Raw genomic sequence first — 20,214 nt, 5'->3', positions numbered from 1 at the left:
GGTAGTCGGCAAATAATGTCTAACAATTCGTTCAAGCCGACGCCGCTTCGCGGCGCGGCTTAACTCAAGCGTTAGGCATAAAGATGGCTGAGAATCAATACACCAAATTTCTGGCGTTCAAAGGGGTGATTGAAGATCTCTTTGGCTCAGATGCTTGGTACGCATTGAAAGAATCAAATCATATCCCTACTTGGCGGAAGTATTGCTCAAAAGCGCTGAAATTACTGGGATTGGCGATCGAGGATACGGTCACCGTTTGTGATGAAAGCTGGAAGAGGCAGGTGAAAAGCATCTTAGACCACGGAATAGATAGCCTTGGCAAAGCCAAGGAAATTGATGAAATGATAGGCCTCGTGGCAGCAAGCGTTCTTGAGGTTTCTTTTCTCCAGATTGGCCTCATGCCTAGGCGTAAGGGTAGTGATTCAAAAGTATCTCTGCGCAAGGGAGCATGGAAGCTGGATGCGTTTAGAAGTGTTCAGTATGTGCAAACTGATACGCAGAAAGAGGAGAGTGTAAAAATATCTGTGTAAATGGCATTCTTAACAATATCGAAGAAGGATATCAGAATGCCAATATCAGACAAACTCATCGATCAGCTGCTTGATGGCTGTGATTCTTTACGCTGGGCCTCTCTGAGTTTTCTTTTTAACTCATTGGGATTAAACGTTGCCATAGCTACCAACTCCTTTAACAGTTTTTGTGATCTGCTCTAATAACTACCGTAATTTACAAATAGCCCTCTAATTGACGTCCCTCCCCTTTACCCACCAATCTCCCCGTCGTATTATCCATTCGATAATGCACAATACTGCCGTCAATGATGCGTCTGACCACTTCTCGTGCGGTGTCTAATGGCACTGAAAACCATTCTTTTGGGCTGTAATTTTTGCCATCCTTACCCACTAGAGTCATTTTTAAACGTTGAGCATGCAAAAAACCATGAATCAATGATTCAAACTTATTGGGATTTAAGTTATAGCATTCGATAGAGGCTAGGATCTTAACGGGAGCTTCTAAAAAGGCGATATCTCGTTCGGCATTTTTTATACGTTCTTCTACCGTTTGTTCGGTGTAGCCAATTTTAATCAGGTTGGGTATGGCTTTTAAAACCGGATTGTCGCTTAGCGTTGTCACAAAGTAGATTTGTCCAGCACGCTTGTCTTTATGAGAAATATTATTAAACGCATCGACGACGGACTCGGCACTACGTACAACCCTACGCCCTGTTTCATCCATATAAAGACGCTTGGCAAGTGACTGTAAAAGGTGATTTGACTCGGTGCCATTTTCAAAAATGACTCGTAGCCGAGGGTCATAACGACCTTGGCTGTCTTCTCTGTACTCGCCTATTTCATCAATTAAGCAAAGCACCCCTTCCATGATGAACAGATCACCTTCCTCCACCCGTGAGGTCAGGTTAAAGCGAACTGTCTTCATCTCTCCTGATTTCAGCCCTTGCTGCACTTCCAAAAAGATTGGCTCAAACTGATAGAAATCTTCACACACACGACGCTGAGCTATTTCATCAGGCTGCTCTCGCTCTGTGATAGCGGGGACATGTTTAATATCGAATAAACTTTGGTCACCTAAATTTAGGTCATTGAATTCAGCGCTAGCAAAAATATCATCTAAAGAGGTAACCTCATCGGGAGGAATATTCTTGGGCTGTCCATCATCAACCAAATCACAGGAAGCCGCCTCTAGCGCTTCTTGCGGCGCGATGCCCTTTTCCTTTCCCGAAACCAACAAACCATACCGATCATATGGAGCCAAAGTGGAGTGAAAACTGCTATTGTTTTGATAACCCGCCAAACGTCTGGCTAACAGCTTTTCTGCTAAATCGCCATCTTGGCTCGGCGCTCGCCCATGCTGATCCACAAAAGCGTTAATCGCCTCAAAATTCGTAATTTCAATCGGTGCATTTTGGCTTATTGCCTTGGGTGCCACATCCAACAACCCAAACTCATCCGGACCACTAAAAATATCATCCAGTGATAAGCGATTGGCCATTTTGCTTTTACTATGCCTAATTGCCATGCCCCTACCCTATGACATACTAACCTGTGCAGCCTTGCGTTCCTGAGCCTTACGCTTCAAATAGGCCAAACCTTCAGCTAAGCGCTTCTCATACGGATCACCGGAAGTCACAGAGGGCTCTCGTCCTTTATCCTTTCTAAAATTCTGAATGCGTGGCCATAAAATAATCGCTTCTTCTTCAGACATGTTAGAGCGCATAGCGACTACCGTATCTTGAATCGTTTTTAATACAGCAGGGGTCACAGCCTTAGAAAGAATCTCATACGCCCCTTGAAATGGATTAATCTGACGAATTAAATCCACATTCAAATGCTCAATATTAACGAACTTCTTATCAATCAAAACAAACTTACGATTTAGTTTCGGCGCACCGCCCGTCTCCTCAGTTGGCTTCTGGTACGGCTCCCCCGTTTCTTTTACTCCAGGAGGCACAAAGATATCTGCTCCTTCTGGCAAGTCCGCTTCATCAATCACACCACCAGTCGCCTGTACACCCAACGATAACTGCACCGCCTCTGCTACCGTCTGCACCTCATGCTCATCCATATCAGGGTAGAGGGTTTCTACAATCTTAGGGATCTCTACCTGACCTAACACCTCGGAATCAACCTCGCCCGTCACCGCGGGTGCAACCACCTCTGGTTTTTGCAAAATGGCCGCTTTAATGTTGTCTATGTTTTCCAGTGCTTTCATCACCTTTTCAGATACGGGTGCCGTCGTATCATCAATCAGCACGGTGCCAGGCTCCACCTTCTCACCAGGCTCCATACGAGAGCGTGGTTTAAACTTAATAGACGGCGCTAACACCTGCTCCATCAGCAATGACACAGTAATCGCTTTCAGCATGTTATTAACAGAAACTCTCACATCCTTGTCATTGGCATCCGGCTGCGCAATCAGATTCGTAAATTGCGCATGGGTTTTACCCTCACAATCACGTGTAGCACGTCCTATAATCTGCACAATTTCGGTTAAAGACGACCTATAGCCCACGGTAAGCACATGCTCACACCATGGCCAGTCAAAGCCTTCTTTAGCCATTCCCAATGCAATAATAATGTCCATGTCCTCTGCTTTAGACACATTGCGTAGGTAGTTTTGCACCTCGACTCGCATGGGGTTGTCATCGACTAAGTCCGCCACTTTTAATAAGCGACCGCTTTTATCTTTAACCGTGATAATCCCCGTTTTCATATCTCTATCCACGACCGTACCGATCACATCTAAAATATGATCCACTTCTGAGTACTTGTCTTTGGTGGATTCCACGGAATTAACATTTGGAATATGGATAATGGTTTTTTTAGTGGTATCTAATACCTCATGCAGCGCATCCAAATAACGCCCTGTATAAAAGTGATAGCCAATCCCCAAGGACTTTAAGTAGCGATACCCATTTAACTGTTCATAATAAGAATAGGTAACCTGAGTGAATTTTTCCTCGTCCTCGGGCAGCAAAATCGGTACCGCATCACCACGGAAATACGAACCCGTCATGGCAATAATATGGGCATTAGAGCCTTTCATTAAGCCGTCAATCAGTTCTCCTAACCGATTTTCTTCATCCGCAGAGGTATGATGAAACTCGTCAATGGCCACAACGGTGTCATTAAAAGCAGATGGCGTCAGTTTTTGATAAGCAAAACGCAAAGTGGCATGTGTACACACTAAAATCTGTGCGGCAGGATCTGACATAAAGCGCACAAAGGTATTCACCTTGCCTTCTTCATTCGCTCCTGGCACACACAGGTTATAGCCCGCATCAACCACCCAATCTGCAAAAAAACCAAACTCGCTTAAGCGGGTATTTCTGAACGAAGCGCCGATGGACATTTCCGGTACCGCCACAATCACTTTTTTAATACCTTGATGGTGAAGCTTATCTAAGCCCAAAAACATCAACGCCCGTGACTTCCCAGAGGCAGGTGGCGCTTTAAGCAAGAGATACTGCGCATTTCTGTACTCAAAAGCACGGGCCTGCATTTCACGCATGCCCATTTCATTAAGGTTAGCGCTTTTGCCAGTTTGTTTGTAATTGACGGTCAATAAATTAGCCATTACGACTTACTCCCCTTTTTCTTTTTTGCCAACGCCTGTTCTTTCTCTGCCGCAATTAACTTTTCATAGCGAGCAAATAGATGCTCTAAGCGCTCGGAAGCATCACGAAATGGTCTTTCTCTATACAAGGCTTCTACGGCACGGTCTAATTTTTTGTGTGCCTGTAATAAAGGCTCGGGCATGGTGTCGGGATCATAAAGCTGCGCTAAGGTCTTATCTGGGTAATCCTCACGGATAAGTAAAACCTCTTCAGCTAAAGACTCAATGTGCTTACGCTTGGGCTCGGTCACGTCTGGCCAAGGGAACGTGTTATAGACCAAGGTGGCTGAGTAGCGGTAACGACTTTCTAAACGCCCAGCTACGGTGCGCATCCAGTCGTTGTGCATTTCAGAGGTAAGGATGCCGAACTCGTAGAGGGTGGCGTTGGGGATCATCATGTTAGCGTTACTTGCAATCACATCAGCACTCATAAACCCTATAGGTATATAGTGACGGCGCTCAGAGGAAACGCTTGGTACTAGAATGTAATGACCGTCTTTGGGTTGTCGTATTTCACCAAAAAGATGCGGTTGCTGGGCAAGTTGTTGCGTTGCTGTTCTAGCACTTTCTAATCGAGCGGTTTTCACTTGATTAACTCGATTCTGAACCAAAGGTAAAGAATCAAGTTCTGTTTGAGTTATACCTTCAAGCCATAAACACCAACGCTGTTTGCCTTGTAGGAACTCCTGAGCCCCCAACAAAGGTTTAATCCATTTGACTGCATCAGGCTCATGATAAACCAAGCTTTGTTTCTCCTCGTTGCTCAACAAGAGATGGCCGCTGTCGTTTGGCATATTTCCAAAAACCATTGGAGATACCTTGCAAATAGGGTCTCTCCGGCTTATGACCACTCTATCTGTTCCCTCAAAGAGATAAGGACTGACATTTTTAACAACTATACGGTGTGTAGAGCCCTCTTTCTCTGTCCGATACAAGACACATTCTTTTGCATCAGCTACATTGGCGACCCCTATAATCACAACATGAACCGCGGCATTCTGTTTTGCTTGGTTTTTCCATGAAAAAGTGGGGTATGCAAACCGGATCTTTAAATTTTGTTCAAAAATAGTGGGCCACAACATCGCCACTTGCTCCCCTTGGCAAATGGAGTTCGTTGATACCAAGGCAAATTGCGCAGTACGACCTGAGATATATTGCGCTGCTTTCCAAAACCAAGAAGCAACAAGATCAAGGTCTCCATACCCCTTCCACCCAACAAATACAGCGGCCATATCTTGCTTCTGCTCTTTATTCATATTACGAGCCCCAAGATAAGGCGGATTCCCACAAATATAAACCTCTCGCTCTTCACCCTGCTCGTCAACTGGTGGGCAAACCTCCTCCCAATCCAAACGCAAGCTATTACCACAGACCACGTTCCCGCCATCACGTAAGGGTAATGCAGGCTCAGCATAACCAAACTTTGCCTTAAACTCAGTATTCATTTGGTGCTCTGCCAACCAAAGCGATAAGGTAGCGATTTCACAGGCAAAGTCGTCTATTTCGATACCGTAAAACTGGCTTAGCTTAATGCCGGAGTAATACATCACTGTTTGCTGACTGGCGGCATTGAGCGCATCAATGATCTGCATTTCAAGGCGACGTAACTCTTTATAGGCAATAATCAAAAAGTTACCCGAACCACAAGCAGGGTCAAAAATACTCAACTTTTGTAAGCGCACGAGCAATGCTTTGAGCTTTTTCTCGTTGCCTTTGGCTTTGTCTAACTCGGCATAAAGGTCATCAAGAAATAACGGCTGGATGACTTTCATAATGTTAGACACAGAGGTGTAGTGCTGGCCTAGATTGCTCCGCTGTTCCTCATCAATCACTGCCTGAAACATAGAACCAAAAATATCGGGGTTGATTTCAGACCAATTTAGACGAGCACAATCCAGCAAAATACGACGGGCTCTGCGGCTGAACTCGGGAATAGGCTCATCAGCACTGAACAAGTCCCCATTGACATACTTAAAGGACTGAAAGTGCGCTGGCATTTTTTTGCGCTCTGCCGAGTTTTCCTCTAAATTCAGCACAGTGAAAAGATCATAGAAAAACTGATCTAAATCCGAACCGTCCTCTTTGGTATAAGACTCAAGCGCATAACTGAACTGCCCTTCCTCAAAAATCCCTGTATCTTCTGCATAAAAGCAAAATAAAAGGCGCGTCAGAAATACGTTTAATGCATGAATGTCTTCGCTATTGGTTAATTCATTACGCTCACGAATTAAATCAAACAGCTGCCCCATTTTTTCAGAGGCCTTTAGGTCTGCGGGGTGCTCAGAATACATTACGGCTTTTTCATAACCAGCTAAGGGTAAGAAAAAGCCATAATGTTTATCTAATTCGTGAATTTCAATGTCTAATCGCTCTTCCGCCTTCAGGTCAACAGCCAGTAGGTTTTTGAAGTCTGTCACTAGCACAAAACGGATGTCATTGCGTGCGACCACGCTGCTCTCGGACAACGCGTCTAGCTGAGCACTCAGGTCTTCACCCTGATCTACGGCACGAAAATACAGCTGCTTACGTAGCCCGATATCACCATTTTCTGCCACATTTCGGCTGTCCCCCTCTTTTCTTAGCCGAGTGATGGTGCTTTTAGGAAAACCGTAAGCGTCGAGAAAAGAAAAAATAAACTCACTCTGATCCAAGTCAGAGACCAGGTTTTCTAATGACTGAATTATGCTTGCCTGGCTAACTGCCATTTACTACTCCTTAGCGCACCGTAGACATATTGCAGAGCGATCCACTGCTGCAAAGGCCTGTACATCTTGTTTCAAACTAGATAGTAAGGTGTAAAAATCTAATTAGCAATTTTACCTTTAGTAAGCCACCATAAAAAGACTTTAGCAAATAATTGATGTATATTAGAAACCATTTACTCTAGTTTAAAAATACGAATGACCATCCTAAAAAAAATACTCTTTCAGATCGCCCATAAAACCCTTGTGGTTGCCTTGGCCATTTTTTTTATTTTTATTTTTTACTTTGGGGTGGGAAATCTGCTTAACGCACTGCTTTTGTAAAAATAACAAAAGGCCCTACCGTCTTTAAAACGATAGAGCCTGGCTTATTTTCTAAGCGAATAAATTAGCTAAATTTGACGCAGGTTCTGCGTGTTAGGCAGTTCTTTAAGCTGATCTTTTGTATAACCTCGCAAAACAAAACGATCGCCGGTGTGTTCAATGTGATCGCATGCAATACGTACATCATGCTCTCCCATGCCTAAAAAACCTCCCACGCCCACAACATAATATTGGGCGCGGCCGTCTGCGCCTAATATTACATCGCGTAAATCCCCCATTTTGTCGCCATGCTCGTTATAGATGTCTTGATCTAAAAGATTTTCTTTAACTGAACAACCGTTCGTGTAATGGCTGTAAGGGGCTGGGTTGATCGTCGCCTGCCCTGTTGGGTGGGTAGCGGTGGTCTGTCCAGGACGAATTGGATCCATGATAGTACTCCTTACAAGTAGAGTTGAGTGCCGTGAGCTAGTTCCGTATTACTTCCACTTCGGTAACTCTTTTAAGCGCTCTTTGGTGTAACCCTGTAAATTAAAGCGGTCATTAACCAGTTGCAATTCATTAAAAGGAAGGGAGACATCATGCTCACCCATTCCTAAAAATCCACCCACCCCTACTACATAATGGGTAGCCGTTCCATTCTCATTTAAAATCACATCACGGATATCGCCAATTTTTTCATCCTGTTCGTTATAAACATTTTTACCGATCAGGTTATGTTTGACACCCCACCCTTTTACCATTTCAGCCTGTGTTGCCGACGCAGCCGGTGCCGGTGGTGCAGAGGGTGCAGTGGTTTGAGCAAATGCACTGGTACCAAATACACATGCTAATGAGCATACTGTGATAGCTGTTAATTTATTCATTGAACTCTCCTTTTCATTGGTCAAAACAATAAATTAGGGCGGAGCTGTTATGTTCGCCCGGCGTCATTGTTAAGTTCAAAGTAGCACGCCTAATGACATACCAAAATGCTCAAGCTCTCTGCTTTTGTTGCAAAACCTGACAAATACCAAAAAAAAGCGGCCCACACGGAGCCGCTTATAACCCATTGATTTTAAATCGGTTTATTTTTATATAAAAAGTGTCCTTAATAAGGTAATTGATACAACTGAACAAATCCTTTACGAGGTCATCATGAAATCAGCGTGATTTTTGTAAAAACCAAATCGCTATCATTAAAGGCAAGCCCACTAAAGCCCCCACCACATTTGGGAAAATCAGCATAATACCTGCGACAAATAACAAAATCCGCTCGTAAGGTTTGGAGTACGCTTTATAAAAACCGATCATCGAGCTGCTAACAGCTACCATACCTAAAACCGCGGTGATAATCGTAGCAATTAAAGGCAGTGCCGTCACATTTTCCATTACCAGAATAGGGCTATACACAAAGATATAAGGCACAATAAATGCAGCAATAGCAAGTTTTACGGCAGTAACACCGCTTTTAAATGGGTTAGCCTGTGCAATACCCGCACCGGCATAAGCAGCTAAACATACAGGTGGAGTGATGTCTGCCAAAATCCCAAAATAAAATACAAACATATGCACCGATATGGGGGCTAAATCAAAACCGTTAATGAGCGCTGGCGCCGCAATCGTTGCGGTCACCACATAGTTGGCCGTGGTAGGTAGCCCCATTCCTAACACTAAACAAGCAATCATGGTAAAGAACAGCGCTAAAAACAAATAACCGTTTGAAAGCGCAATAATGCTAGCGGCAAATTTTGCTCCTAAGCCTGTCATACTGACTACGCCAGCAATAATCCCCGCGGTAGCAACGGCGGCAATCACCGGCAAAGCCACGCGAGCCCCCTGCTCTAACACATAAAAAAACTTTTTAATCCCCAAGCGTGTTTCTTTGCGAACAAAGCTAACTAAAAAGGCAGTCACAATCCCATAGATCACGGCACGCTGTGGTGTGTAGCCAATCATAACGGTGCTAATAATCACCATCAAAGGAAGCAACATATAGCCGTACTGTTTCATCTGCTGCGCAACATTTGGCAGCTCAGATTTGGGTAAACCAACAATGCCTAAACGTTTGGCTTCAAAATGGGTACCAATAAAAATCCCTAAAAAATAGAGGCTTGCTGGAATTATGGCGGCCGCCATAATCACTGCATACGACACCCCCAGATACTCCATCATAATAAACGCTGCTGCCCCCATAATGGGCGGCATAATCTGCCCCCCGGTGGAGGCCGCGGCCTCGGTGCCTGCGGCAAACTCGGGCTTAAACCCAGAGTTTTTCATCATAGGGATGGTAAACGAACCGGAGGCCACCGTATTTCCCACAGAGCTCCCCGACACCATGCCCTGTAATGAGCTTGCAACCACAGCGGCCTTTGCTGTGCCGCCGGTAAAACGTCCGGTTAAGCCAAAGGCCAAATCATTAAAAAATTGCCCAATACGGGTGTTGACTAAAATCACACCAAAAAACAAAAACAGATAAATGTATTTAGCGGAAATCTGTAAAGGTGTCCCAAAAATCCCGCTGTCGCGATACCAAAGACGAGTCGCTACGTCGGTAAACTCGTAACCCTGATGCGATAAGGTTTTTGTAGGAATGTAATTGCCATACAAGGCATAACCAATCATGACAGTAGCCACAATCACAATAGGTATTCCTACCGTTCTACGTGTGGCTTCTAACAATAAAAAAACGGCAATAACAGACAAAACCGTATCAAACTGGCTATATCCCCACGTAATGCTCTGTAACAACTCATCAAAATTGATAATTTTGTAATAGGTAACGTACATCGCCAAAAAGGCCAAAAGAACGTCATACCAAGGCACCGTTTTCTGAAAAAGCTGCTGCCCTTTTTTAAAGGGAAATAACAAAAAAATCAGCCCGAGCGCGGTTCCCAAATGGACAGCGCCCTGCTTTTGAGAGGGAAAGGTACCAAAATAACCGGTATAAATATGGAATACAGTCAGTGATATTCCTAGAAAAGCAACCACCCAAGCCCACACCCCGATTTCTTCACGAAAATTACTTTCTCTATCGTATTTTTGTAATACGGCTTTTGCTTCTTGTTCTGCTTTTGTTATTTGTTCAACCTGGGTTAACTTGTTATTTTTGCTAATCATAAAAACACCACTTTTCGTTACTGCCCCAAGGAAATCCACAAAAAAACAGAAAAGGAACGTTATGTTCCTTTTCTGTTTTAATTTCATTACTTAGCAAGATCTGCCAAGTTTGTAATACCAGTTTTTTTACGTGTCACGATCTGTACGACTTCTGGGTAAACATGGCCGATAAAAGACACATTTTCGACTTTTCTGCCTTTAAATTCCCCTGTTCCGTTAATCGCATCCAAGGCCGGCACGTGTACTGACATGCCTACATCCATACGACCGCGGCCAATACTTGCCAAGTTTTCTAAAGAGGCGCCTGTTTCCACGTTCGTAAAGCTACCCGCGGTGTGTTTATTCCAAATATTAGCAATCTCCCCACCTAAAGGATAGTACGTGCCCCCCTGACTACCTGTTCCTAAGGTAAATTCGGATTTGCGTTTGCTCGCATCGGCTTTGAGTTTCGCCACAGGGCCCTCTACGGTTAAACCTTGCTCTTCGTAATAACGCTTAGCACCAGGGTGAATAGGAATACCAGCCGCACCATTTAGCGCATTTTCTAGCGTGAGCTGAGCACCTTGAGCATGCGTGATTTCCTTGGCATTTTCTACCATGACTTTAGCCAACTGATAGCCTAGCTCTTCGTCAATGGTGTCATTATTTGCTACCATGATGGCAAAAGCGGCAATGGTGGGTACATCCGCATCTAAAAAACCATAGGCCTCTTTAGGAATGTTATAGCTTTGGTAGCCACTGGTTTGTTCTGCTTTAGCGATCACCTCATCAGATAGCCCCAGCATCACCACATCACCCGTGGAAGCATTTAGGCTCTCAATACTGCCAGCCGGCACACCCAAGATCCCAAAAGAAATATCAATATTACCGTCTTGGACTAAATCTGCCGCGTTCCCAAACCCTTCTTGGAATGCTTGATAATCTTTGATGCCATAGGCTTCTAAAATCACTTTGGAGACAGAGTTCGTCTCACTGGCGGGCGGGCCAATCGCAATACGAGCGGCTTGAGCTGATCCAAAAACAGCAACCATCGATACGATACTTGCCGTCGTAAGCCGCATAAGTGTTTTTTTAACTTTCATTTGTACTCCTCTCCTTCCTCGTCAAGGGGGAACTAAAGATAAGCTCACCTTTTGACACTTTTTACAATTTAAATGAAAAACATCGCCCTAGTGTATTGAAAAGCCGTTTTAACCGTCAAGATAACATAAACCCTAAGCTCCACCCTTCAATTTGCAGTATCATAGGCAACATTTGAGCTGTAGCTCATTTTTGTTTTCTTGTGTATTTCCTATGAACTCCACTCTACGCGCCCAAGATATCATTAGCTTGGGCTTCATGACTTTTGCTCTATTTTTAGGTGCAGGCAACATCATTTTTCCTCCTTTGGTCGGTCAGCTTGCTGGTGACTCTATCTGGGCAGCAGCGCTCGGTTTTCTTTTAACCGGAGTCGGCCTGCCATTGCTAACGGTAGTTGCTTTAGCCCGCATAGGCGGTGGTTTAGAAGTAGTCACCCGACCTATAGGAAGTCTCGCAGGCACTGTTTTTGGCACCGCGATTTATTTGACTATTGGGCCTTTGTTTGCCACCCCCCGGACAGCCACCGTGTCTTACTCCATTGGCGTTGTTCCTTTTCTTGGGGAAAGTGAACTGGCTTTAGCCATTTACAGCTTCATCTATTTCCTCATTGTGATGCTAATCGCGCTCTACCCTGGACGCCTGGTCGATACGGTAGGTAAGCTCATCACGCCTATATTAATCATAGGGTTAGCCGTTCTGGCGCTCGCCGCCATCTTCTGGCCGGCCGGCAGCGTACAAGTGCCCAGCGGTCCTTATGTAGAAAATGCCTTTGCCGAAGGGTTCACTCAGGGCTATCAAACCATGGACGCGCTTGCTGCATTAGTCTTTGGGATCGTGATCATTCAAGCTCTGCGCGCAAAAGGGATACATGACCCTAAACGCCTAACCCGTTACACCATGACTGCTGGGCTGATTGCAGCGCTAGGTTTAGCTGTGGTGTACCTATCATTGATTTGGCTAGGAGCAAGTAGCGGTATACTTGCCCCGCAGGCGGCTACTGGCGCCCCCATTCTGAGTGCTTTTGTTAACCACATATTTGGAGCAATGGGTAATGCGCTCTTGGCTTTGATTATTATTTTGGCGTGCTTAACCACTGCTATTGGTTTAATTTCTGCATGTGGTTTATATTTTAGCCAGCTATTACATATTTCCTATCCTAAAGCGGTCTTTGCTTTGAGCTTAATAAGCATGCTCATCGCCAACCAAGGGCTCGAACAGCTTATTGCTATCGCCGTCCCTGCGCTGCTTATCCTCTACCCCATTGCCATTACGCTTGTTTTCTTATGTTTAGCCATGCCCTATTGGCGCAACGCCTCACGTGTATTTATCCCCACTTTAAGTATTGCTGCCCTGTTTGGGCTCATGGATGGGCTCGTGGCGGCCAATATTACAGGCTTTACTCCCGCTTGGATCCAAACCCTTCCTGGTGCCACCATTGGTTTAGGCTGGGTCGCACCCGTTATAGCCGTATTAATCATCAGCGCTCTTATAGATCAACGCGTCAAATAACCCTGCATGTCTCTAAGCTGCCTATGCGGCAGCGAACAGTGCGAATTGGTAATCGTCGTGACGTGTACATTTCTAAGCTGCCTATGCGGCAGCGAACACATGCCTGACGTCTGGCGCGCTAAACCAGATTTTCTAAGCTGCCTATGCGGCAGCGAACAAGCCAATACAAAGCCGCTCACATCCTCCATATTTCTAAGCTGCCTATGCGGCAGCGAACAAGACGGCACCAGTAATAATGCGTGAAAGTGCTTTCTAAGCTGCCTATGCGGCAGCGAACTGCAATGTGCTCGTTAACTCTTGCCTCATATCTTTCTAAGCTGCCTATGCGGCAGCGAACGGTTCTTTCGTGTTGGGCTGCAACGTTTTTATTTTCTAAGCTGCCTATGCGGCAGCGAACGGCCAGAGCTCATGCGTTTTGATACGCAGGCTTTTCTAAGCTGCCTATGCGGCAGCGAACCGGGCGCACCGATAATACGTGGCTTAACTCGCTTTCTAAGCTGCCTATGCGGCAGCGAACAAGCCAATACAAAGCCGCTCACATCCTCCATATTTCTAAGCTGCCTATGCGGCAGCGAACCCAGAAAACTCGGAGTTAATCGAAGTTGCAAATTTCTAAGCTGCCTATGCGGCAGCGAACGGCTGTGGGCGATAGCGTTGTTAGTGCTTCTCTTTCTAAGCTGCCTATGCGGCAGCGAACTTAACACCTGTGCTTTTTCACGGTCTCGGTCTTTTCTAAGCTGCCTATGCGGCAGCGAACGCGCATACGATTAAGACGGAATTCTTGAAGATTTTCTAAGCTGCCTATGCGGCAGCGAACACTTGTGGGTACACCCCAGCGAGCGCGGCAAATTTCTAAGCTGCCTATGCGGCAGCGAACATGGTGGCGTGGATATGTCGCTTCTTTTCATCTTTCTAAGCTGCCTATGCGGCAGCGAACCTCTGGAGCGTGTGGCAATGGTCAGCGATACATTTCTAAGCTGCCTATGCGGCAGCGAACATAACGGCGAGGAGATCGACCAAATTTACATTTTTCTAAGCTGCCTATGCGGCAGCGAACGACTCAGCCGCGCAGCTATTAAGAGACTACGATTTCTAAGCTGCCTATGCGGCAGCGAACGTTAAGCCGGAGGTTATATGAAACTAGTTAAATTTCTAAGCTGCCTATGCGGCAGCGAACCGATCGTCCAGTAGCCCAAGCTGTCTTTGTATTTTCTAAGCTGCCTATGCGGCAGCGAACTGCAGGAAAAAGCAAAGCAACTTAGACGACAGTTTCTAAGCTGCCTATGCGGCAGCGAACCTATAATAGACGCAACAAGCCCAAGCCTTTACTTTCTAAGCTGCCTATGCGGCAGCGAACTACCATTGGCGTTGGGGGCTGGATTCCCTAAATTTCTAAGCTGCCTATGCGGCAGCGAACTCTTGATCAGGTCGCCAGCTCGGTCTTGGGGTTTTCTAAGCTGCCTATGCGGCAGCGAACCTGTAGTCTTAGCGGTCATAGCGTCTTGCTATTTTCTAAGCTGCCTATGCGGCAGCGAACGTGCTACGTGTTGATGAAGAAACCGACCAAGACTTTCTAAGCTGCCTATGCGGCAGCGAACCCCCCCAGCGGGGGGCGGAGGGGGGAGAATGCTTTCTAAGCTGCCTATGCGGCAGCGAACTAAGACGAGCTCACTGGCATACTTTTGTATCTTTTCTAAGCTGCCTATGCGGCAGCGAACGCATGATGATTCTATTTGTAGCTATGTGGGGTTTTCTAAGCTGCCTATGCGGCAGCGAACGCAGTGCCCGTCGAGCTGGACTTCCTTGCGACTTTCTAAGCTGCCTATGCGGCAGCGAACTATCAAAGCTGCGACGCGAGTTGGACGACGATTTTCTAAGCTGCCTATGCGGCAGCGAACCTCAGTGGATCATCACCAGCCGCGCGCTTCATTTTCTAAGCTGCCTATGCGGCAGCGAACGATCGGCCGCCTGATCTACCAGCCAGAAACGATTTCTAAGCTGCCTATGCGGCAGCGAACTATCAAAGCTGCGACGCGAGTTGGACGACGATTTTCTAAGCTGCCTATGCGGCAGCGAACTGTCAAATCACGCTCAAAGCCTTGCCACATAATTTCTAAGCTGCCTATGCGGCAGCGAACGTTGGTTGGGGGTATCAAATCCAAAGCTCAAATTTCTAAGCTGCCTATGCGGCAGCGAACTTGGTGATGACGTAGCCGAGCAGCCAGACGATTTTCTAAGCTGCCTATGCGGCAGCGAACGTGTCGGGGCGCAGCACCTGACCAAGGTCACATTTCTAAGCTGCCTATGCGGCAGCGAACGGAGCTATGCGGGGTGCTGTAGAGACGCTAAATTTCTAAGCTGCCTATGCGGCAGCGAACTTGACGAGGTGCTAACCGAAAGAGCCGTACAGTTTCTAAGCTGCCTATGCGGCAGCGAACTTGTGTGATGGTAGAAAATCATTGGTGCGTATTTTCTAAGCTGCCTATGCGGCAGCGAACCCCGTGTTGCTACGCACCCGTGGCCTTGTCATTTTCTAAGCTGCCTATGCGGCAGCGAACGAAGCTGCTGAAGCCATTAATGATGGTTTGCATTTCTAAGCTGCCTATGCGGCAGCGAACGGTTCTTTCGTGTTGGGCTGCAACGTTTTTATTTTCTAAGCTGCCTATGCGGCAGCGAACGAAGCAACGCGCGCAGAGCGATTCTCGCTACTTTTCTAAGCTGCCTATGCGGCAGCGAACTTCAACGCTTCATCTATCTTAGACTCGATCTTTTTCTAAGCTGCCTATGCGGCAGCGAACCTCAGCATTTTTCACTTCCTCTAGCGTTGATCTTTCTAAGCTGCCTATGCGGCAGCGAACATCTGATAGCCCTAGAAAATGCTTTTTGTACTTTTCTAAGCTGCCTATGCGGCAGCGAACGATGAAGCGCATCGCATAACGCCTACCGTAAATTTCTAAGCTGCCTATGCGGCAGCGAACGTTTAATGTATTGCTTACCACCAAGCATTGATTTTCTAAGCTGCCTATGCGGCAGCGAACTTGTTTGTTGCTCGACACTTCAAATAATACGATTTCTAAGCTGCCTATGCGGCAGCGAACTGCTTGGTGTAGAATTAACACAAAGGGGCTTTTTTCTAAGCTGCCTATGCGGCAGCGAACGGAATGATTAAGAGATGCCAACACGAGTACGTTTTCTAAGCTGCCTATGCGGCAGCGAACTTTAACAGCTTCCACGGCGTTATACCTCGCTATTTCTAAGCTGCCTATGCGGCAGCGAACTAGATGATTTTAAAAAAAACCTCTTTGTTTTTAAAGACCTATAAGCTCTACATGAAAAATACCCTTTTTTGCATAAAATTATAAATAGCAATGAAATCAATGACTTATGACAACGCTATAAAAAAGGGTAAATATTAAGGATTTAAAACCAAGGGACTGTTGCTTGGCTACTTAACCCATAAAAGCTAAAAACACCTGTTTTTTCTATAGACGTTAGTTGCTGACTGATAAATAATGGAAAAGTCTGCGCACTGCTTTTACTTCGCATTTCAACAAAAGGCCATCTCTGTGTCGAGGGCGTAAAATGCTCATAAAGCTCCAGCGCTTCCTGATAAGATAACGACTTTCTACGCTGTTGGCGTCGCACTAAACGAGCTTTATTATATTTAGGCTGGACACGAGATACATGACAATGCATATCTGTTTGTGGGGCCTGCATCGTATCAGAAACAATAATATGGTCACGCACGCCCTGCTGTAACCATACGCCTTCTCGCAATGCCGCTAAATCCTGCTGCGTACCATGTAGGCGCAATATCTCTCCTAAAGTTCTAGGGTTTTTCCGGTAGTGAGGAAAACTCACCCCAATATGATTCTGCTGTAATTGCACCAAGGCTTGATGCAAACGCATATAAACAGCAGTCATAACCTGATGAACAGGAAAATCAGGATCATTCAAAATATTTATCGTGAAATAATGACTCAGTGTTTTAGCTTGCATCACCAAAAACTCCACCTCGGATTAAAACTGCCATCACATAATGTTGTTGCTCCGTCTCAGGTGCTTGATCTTTTAAAAGCCAATTATCCAACAAACTATAAAAATCCATTTTCTGCCTTGGTTGGCGATATGCTTTGCCCTGAGTAGTCACTGAACCATATGGCTCAACGGCAATGGGTCCTAAACATAGTTGCTCAACGTCCTGAGGGTACCAAGTATCAATAGTACGAATCGCATTACCCACTTTTTGTGAATGCAATGCCGCCGCATTTTCTACCACATATAAAGTCTTACTCTTGTCTGCTCGCCCTCGATCTAAAATTAACTCCTGCGAAGGAAATACCTCTTGCCCTGCTCCCACACGAGCAAATGCCCGAACTTTTAGCAATACATGTTTTTTTCCAAGTAAACCTGCTTCAATTAATGTAGCCAGCTTTTCCAGATCTGAAGAGGACGTTTCAAAATTTCTCAAAGAAAAGTCTAGCGCATTAAACTCCCAGCCATCTTGCACTTGCCCTTGCACAACATGCTCTATATGCACGATGATTTGTTCAGCACCCATACGGTTACGCCATAAGAATCGAGCATTAGCTAAATTAATCGCATAACGTCTAGCCAACTCCTTAAACCCATGCTCTTGCTGATACGCCTGCACCACTTGCTGCAGTTTTTCTTGGTAATCCATATTATTGCAAGCGGAAGGAATCCCCGCCCCTGCTAGGACTCGGAGCGTAAAACGAACCTGCAATGTATCGTCCTCTGAGGACAAGGCAGCCATATCAACCGTTTGTAAATTCGGATTTTCTATTTGGGCATCAACTTTAGTTGGGTCTTGATCTTTCGCTTTTAATCGATTGGATATTGTTCCTCTTACCGATTTCTCTTTAACCTCTACTTTTTGCCATTGATCACCATTACTTCTTTCTTCCCACTTTCCAGAAAAGAACAAAGCATCAGAAGGATCCAGTTTACGCTCAAACGCTAATACAGAAGCAGTTTTTAGCTGTGACATTTTTAACTCCTTAATTAAATTCCTGAAGCGAATTTTTATTAACGCAACGATATATACCTAGCTGATGATCCGTAACGCTAGACCAAAGTAAATCCGTTAAATCAAATAACCGATGAGGGCTCACCCACTGTCCGATCGAACACATACTTTCCACAAACCGAAAGGCAACTCGTGAATCTCTTGTATTATTCACCACGCCAGTCTCGTAACGTTCTGATAAGGCGCTATAACCTACAGGAATCGGAACAATCCAACCAGCCTCACCCGCAGCCCTATATATCTCCCACTTAATCTTCTCGCTATGCATCCCATCCTTTTCTTCTATCTCCATCACACAATGACGGTTAATCCGTGATAGATCTAACCAAGCGTCTAAAGCCGTTGCATTGGCATTTATACTTTGTAAGTACTGCGTGTGTTTGATTAAAAGATCATCTCGACTTAACAGGGCAAATCCAGGTAAGAGACTGCGCTTAATTTTTCCCCACACAAGCTCGTTAGTTTCTTCCCCTTCCATAAAAAACAAAGGGAGCTGACTAAAATGGTCATGAGGAATGATGCTCCCGCCAGCAAACCGCATCGTATTAACTATTGATGAAATATCTCCTAACCTTTGTTGATTTTGATTCTCATCCACTTGCTGCCCCAAAGCGAACACACCAAACACTAAGCTAACTATTGCGTGAGCCCTACCTTCCTCAATAATGCCCTGCGTTTCCCCGCCTTTACCTAAAGGGTTGCGTGTCAAGTTAAACTTTTTAACCCAATCGCCATTGACCTGTGGTTCAAAATCATGAATGACCATCCCTACAGAAGTGAACATCCACTTCCAGTCTTTCGGAAGCCTTCGTTGTAATGCGTGCATAAACCCCAGAGCAGCAGTAATAGAAGGCGCCCCCCAAGTAAATGGGCTAGAAATCGTATTGAGATTTTGAACTTTTAAGCGTGGTAAAACCAAATAAGAATTATGTGTTAACGCCATACTCGCTTTTATCCTTAAAACGTTGTTCTAGCTGCTTTCTACTCTGGCGAATGACTTGCTGCCAAGTCTGCTGGTTACGCATTGCTCTCGCCCACCGATGAAACTCTACATCCCCTAAGTAGCTCACGGATTGCCCTAGCTCTAGATTAAGCCAACGAGCAAAATCATTTTCTAATTGGCGCTCCCAATCTAAACTTAACCAACGTTGAGCAAAATCTTCGTCTTGCAAAGCACGATTTTCATCCAACCAAAATTGCTGTGACGATGGAAGCTGACAACGCACATCTGCACTCCAGCCTGGCTCTAACTGTTGTTGATACATTAAGCCAAACATATACAACTCATCCAACAGCCCTTGCACAAGACGCTCAACTTTCTGCCGAGTTTTTCGATTAGCAGGAGGATTTAATGCAAACAACTGCTTTAACTCTCTAAGCCAGTAGTTAGGGTTACAGACCTCATTACGCTGACGCACAAACAATTTAAATATTGAGTCTATATAAAAAGGAGGTAAAAGCTTCTTTGTTTTCCACTGTGGTGGTAAAGAAGCTAATAAATAGTTCACTCCTTTCCGTTTATTCGTTAATGCAGAAATATTCTGTGGCTTAGAACCACCTATCATCTGTACGGCTAAATTGGGGTAATAATGCGCGACTCCTTCATGTTTCTTATTGTTTTTAATCGCTTCTCGTATTTCTTTTGCCTGTTCACTAAATCGACTGGCATCTATATGCTGAAAAATCGCTTGCGCGAGCGAGCTCGAATGTAACGGTGAAAGCAGTAAGTAATGATCGTCCTCATACGGATCATTACCCTCTAACCAATAGAGTTGCTTTGCAGCTGTATGCGAGGCAACCCCCGAAGTTTTAGGCTCTACCACACTAGCAAAGGCTTGCGCCCACTGCTCAGCAACCTCTAGGTCATCATGTAAAGCAGCAATAAATGCTTTATCTTCATCTAAACATAATTGCAAAAGTGTTTTGTTTTCATATTCTTGTTGCAATAGCGCAAAAATATCTAACGCTGCCGCATTACCTGTTACATCATCCTCAAAACTCTCCCCTAATACATGAGAAGCAATTAAATCGTGCTGAGGCAAGTCTTTAGGTCGGCAATATAAACTGCTACTTTCCCGAATCTGCGCATTCGGATATGTGGATTTCAACGGATGCGTTACAACCTGAATCTGCCCTACGCGTGTCACAGCATTTTCTAGCCATACCTCAGGTTGATATTTCTGCTTTTCTGCTAAATATTTTGGGTCCTCAGTATCCATTTTTTCTAACTTACTCTGCGCTCTCTGCAGAATAAACCCATGGATAACCTGTTTTATCCCCATTTTTCTTTTTTGAAAAGAATCAATCATTCAGCCCTTC

Annotated in this window: 13 protein-coding genes and 1 CRISPR repeat array; of the genes, 2 read left to right on the top strand and 11 right to left on the bottom strand. The window is 45.2% G+C overall.

All coding sequences use genetic code 11. The features are described 5' to 3' along the window. Positions 1-83: 83 nt before the first annotated feature. Complete coding sequence (locus ABD980_RS03820; RefSeq protein WP_345369745.1) at positions 84-530, top strand: hypothetical protein; 447 nt, start codon at positions 84-86, stop codon at positions 528-530. Positions 531-726: 196 nt separating this feature from the next. Here the strand turns inward: ABD980_RS03820 and ABD980_RS03815 are convergent, their stop codons facing one another. From ABD980_RS03815 to ABD980_RS03785, 7 genes are all read right to left on the bottom strand, one after another. Beyond that, a complete protein-coding gene (locus ABD980_RS03815; protein WP_345369743.1) occupies positions 727-2,037 on the bottom strand; it encodes a GIY-YIG nuclease family protein in 1,311 nt (436 codons plus the stop codon). A gap of 9 nt (positions 2,038-2,046) precedes the next feature. Further along, a complete protein-coding gene (locus ABD980_RS03810) occupies positions 2,047-4,095 on the bottom strand; it encodes a DEAD/DEAH box helicase (protein WP_345369741.1) in 2,049 nt (682 codons plus the stop codon). Continuing rightward, positions 4,095-6,839: a class I SAM-dependent DNA methyltransferase gene (locus ABD980_RS03805; protein ID WP_345369739.1), complete on the bottom strand. Its 2,745-nt coding sequence runs from the start codon at positions 6,837-6,839 to the stop codon at positions 4,095-4,097. The genes ABD980_RS03810 and ABD980_RS03805 overlap by 1 nt, the downstream gene beginning before the upstream one ends. Before the next feature lie 389 nt (positions 6,840-7,228). After that, positions 7,229-7,588, bottom strand: coding sequence for a PRC-barrel domain-containing protein (locus tag ABD980_RS03800; RefSeq protein WP_345369737.1), 360 nt, complete (start codon positions 7,586-7,588; stop codon positions 7,229-7,231). Between the two features lie 48 nt (positions 7,589-7,636). Then, entirely contained in the window at positions 7,637-8,023 is a 387-nt protein-coding gene (locus tag ABD980_RS03795) for a PRC-barrel domain-containing protein (RefSeq protein WP_345369735.1), read from the bottom strand. 277 nt (positions 8,024-8,300) lie between these two features. After that, positions 8,301-10,256 carry a TRAP transporter permease gene (locus tag ABD980_RS03790; RefSeq protein WP_345369733.1) on the bottom strand — a complete coding sequence of 652 codons (1,956 nt, stop codon included), beginning with the start codon at positions 10,254-10,256 and terminating at the stop codon, positions 8,301-8,303. 86 nt (positions 10,257-10,342) lie between these two features. Beyond that, complete coding sequence (locus tag ABD980_RS03785) at positions 10,343-11,338, bottom strand: TAXI family TRAP transporter solute-binding subunit (protein WP_345369731.1); 996 nt, start codon at positions 11,336-11,338, stop codon at positions 10,343-10,345. A 211-nt stretch (positions 11,339-11,549) separates the two neighbouring features. Between ABD980_RS03785 and brnQ the strand changes: the two genes are divergently transcribed. Beyond that, on the top strand, positions 11,550-12,845 hold the full coding sequence (gene brnQ, locus ABD980_RS03780; RefSeq protein ID WP_345369729.1) for a branched-chain amino acid transport system II carrier protein: 1,296 nt from the start codon (positions 11,550-11,552) through the stop codon (positions 12,843-12,845). Positions 12,846-12,854: 9 nt separating this feature from the next. After that, a CRISPR array of direct repeats spans positions 12,855-16,123; the repeat unit is 28 nt; unit sequence TTTCTAAGCTGCCTATGCGGCAGCGAAC. 142 nt (positions 16,124-16,265) lie between these two features. Here brnQ and cas6f read toward each other — a convergent pair. The 4 genes from cas6f to csy1 are packed head-to-tail and all read right to left on the bottom strand — an operon-like array spanning position 16,266 to position 20,204. Beyond that, positions 16,266-16,844, bottom strand: a complete 579-nt coding sequence (cas6f, locus tag ABD980_RS03775) for a type I-F CRISPR-associated endoribonuclease Cas6/Csy4 (protein WP_345369727.1) — start codon at positions 16,842-16,844, stop codon at positions 16,266-16,268. Continuing rightward, complete coding sequence (gene csy3, locus ABD980_RS03770; protein WP_345369725.1) at positions 16,834-17,856, bottom strand: type I-F CRISPR-associated protein Csy3; 1,023 nt, start codon at positions 17,854-17,856, stop codon at positions 16,834-16,836. The genes cas6f and csy3 overlap by 11 nt, the downstream gene beginning before the upstream one ends. Before the next feature lie 10 nt (positions 17,857-17,866). Next, positions 17,867-18,838, bottom strand: a complete 972-nt coding sequence (gene csy2 / locus ABD980_RS03765) for a type I-F CRISPR-associated protein Csy2 (RefSeq protein WP_345369723.1) — start codon at positions 18,836-18,838, stop codon at positions 17,867-17,869. Continuing rightward, on the bottom strand, positions 18,822-20,204 hold the full coding sequence (gene csy1 / locus ABD980_RS03760) for a type I-F CRISPR-associated protein Csy1 (protein ID WP_260648924.1): 1,383 nt from the start codon (positions 20,202-20,204) through the stop codon (positions 18,822-18,824). Before csy1 ends, csy2 begins: the two co-directional genes overlap by 17 nt. Between the last annotated feature and the right edge of the window lie 10 nt (positions 20,205-20,214).

Origin of the sequence: Paenalcaligenes hermetiae, from assembly GCF_039543645.1 — a bacterium.
Lineage (GTDB): Bacteria > Pseudomonadota > Gammaproteobacteria > Burkholderiales > Burkholderiaceae_B > Paenalcaligenes > Paenalcaligenes hermetiae.
The sequence above is the reverse complement of the archived record's forward strand: the minus strand, read 5'-3'. Positions and strand labels throughout refer to the sequence as shown.

What these genes read in the sequence shown, in the direction of transcription:
- ABD980_RS03820 (WP_345369745.1), top strand. Translation starts at nt 84, where the DNA reads ATGGCTGAGAATCAATACACCAAATTTCTGGCGTTCAAAGGGGTGATT.
- ABD980_RS03805 (WP_345369739.1), bottom strand. Translation starts at nt 6,839, where the DNA reads ATGGCAGTTAGCCAGGCAAGCATAATTCAGTCATTAGAAAACCTGGTC.
- brnQ (WP_345369729.1), top strand. Translation starts at nt 11,550, where the DNA reads ATGAACTCCACTCTACGCGCCCAAGATATCATTAGCTTGGGCTTCATG.
- ABD980_RS03810 (WP_345369741.1), bottom strand. Translation starts at nt 4,095, where the DNA reads ATGGCTAATTTATTGACCGTCAATTACAAACAAACTGGCAAAAGCGCT.
- ABD980_RS03800 (WP_345369737.1), bottom strand. Translation starts at nt 7,588, where the DNA reads ATGGATCCAATTCGTCCTGGACAGACCACCGCTACCCACCCAACAGGG.
- ABD980_RS03815 (WP_345369743.1), bottom strand. Translation starts at nt 2,037, where the DNA reads ATGGCAATTAGGCATAGTAAAAGCAAAATGGCCAATCGCTTATCACTG.
- csy1 (WP_260648924.1), bottom strand. Translation starts at nt 20,204, where the DNA reads ATGATTGATTCTTTTCAAAAAAGAAAAATGGGGATAAAACAGGTTATC.
- ABD980_RS03795 (WP_345369735.1), bottom strand. Translation starts at nt 8,023, where the DNA reads ATGAATAAATTAACAGCTATCACAGTATGCTCATTAGCATGTGTATTT.
- csy2 (WP_345369723.1), bottom strand. Translation starts at nt 18,838, where the DNA reads ATGGCGTTAACACATAATTCTTATTTGGTTTTACCACGCTTAAAAGTT.
- csy3 (WP_345369725.1), bottom strand. Translation starts at nt 17,856, where the DNA reads ATGTCACAGCTAAAAACTGCTTCTGTATTAGCGTTTGAGCGTAAACTG.
- ABD980_RS03790 (WP_345369733.1), bottom strand. Translation starts at nt 10,256, where the DNA reads ATGATTAGCAAAAATAACAAGTTAACCCAGGTTGAACAAATAACAAAA.
- ABD980_RS03785 (WP_345369731.1), bottom strand. Translation starts at nt 11,338, where the DNA reads ATGAAAGTTAAAAAAACACTTATGCGGCTTACGACGGCAAGTATCGTA.
- cas6f (WP_345369727.1), bottom strand. Translation starts at nt 16,844, where the DNA reads ATGCAAGCTAAAACACTGAGTCATTATTTCACGATAAATATTTTGAAT.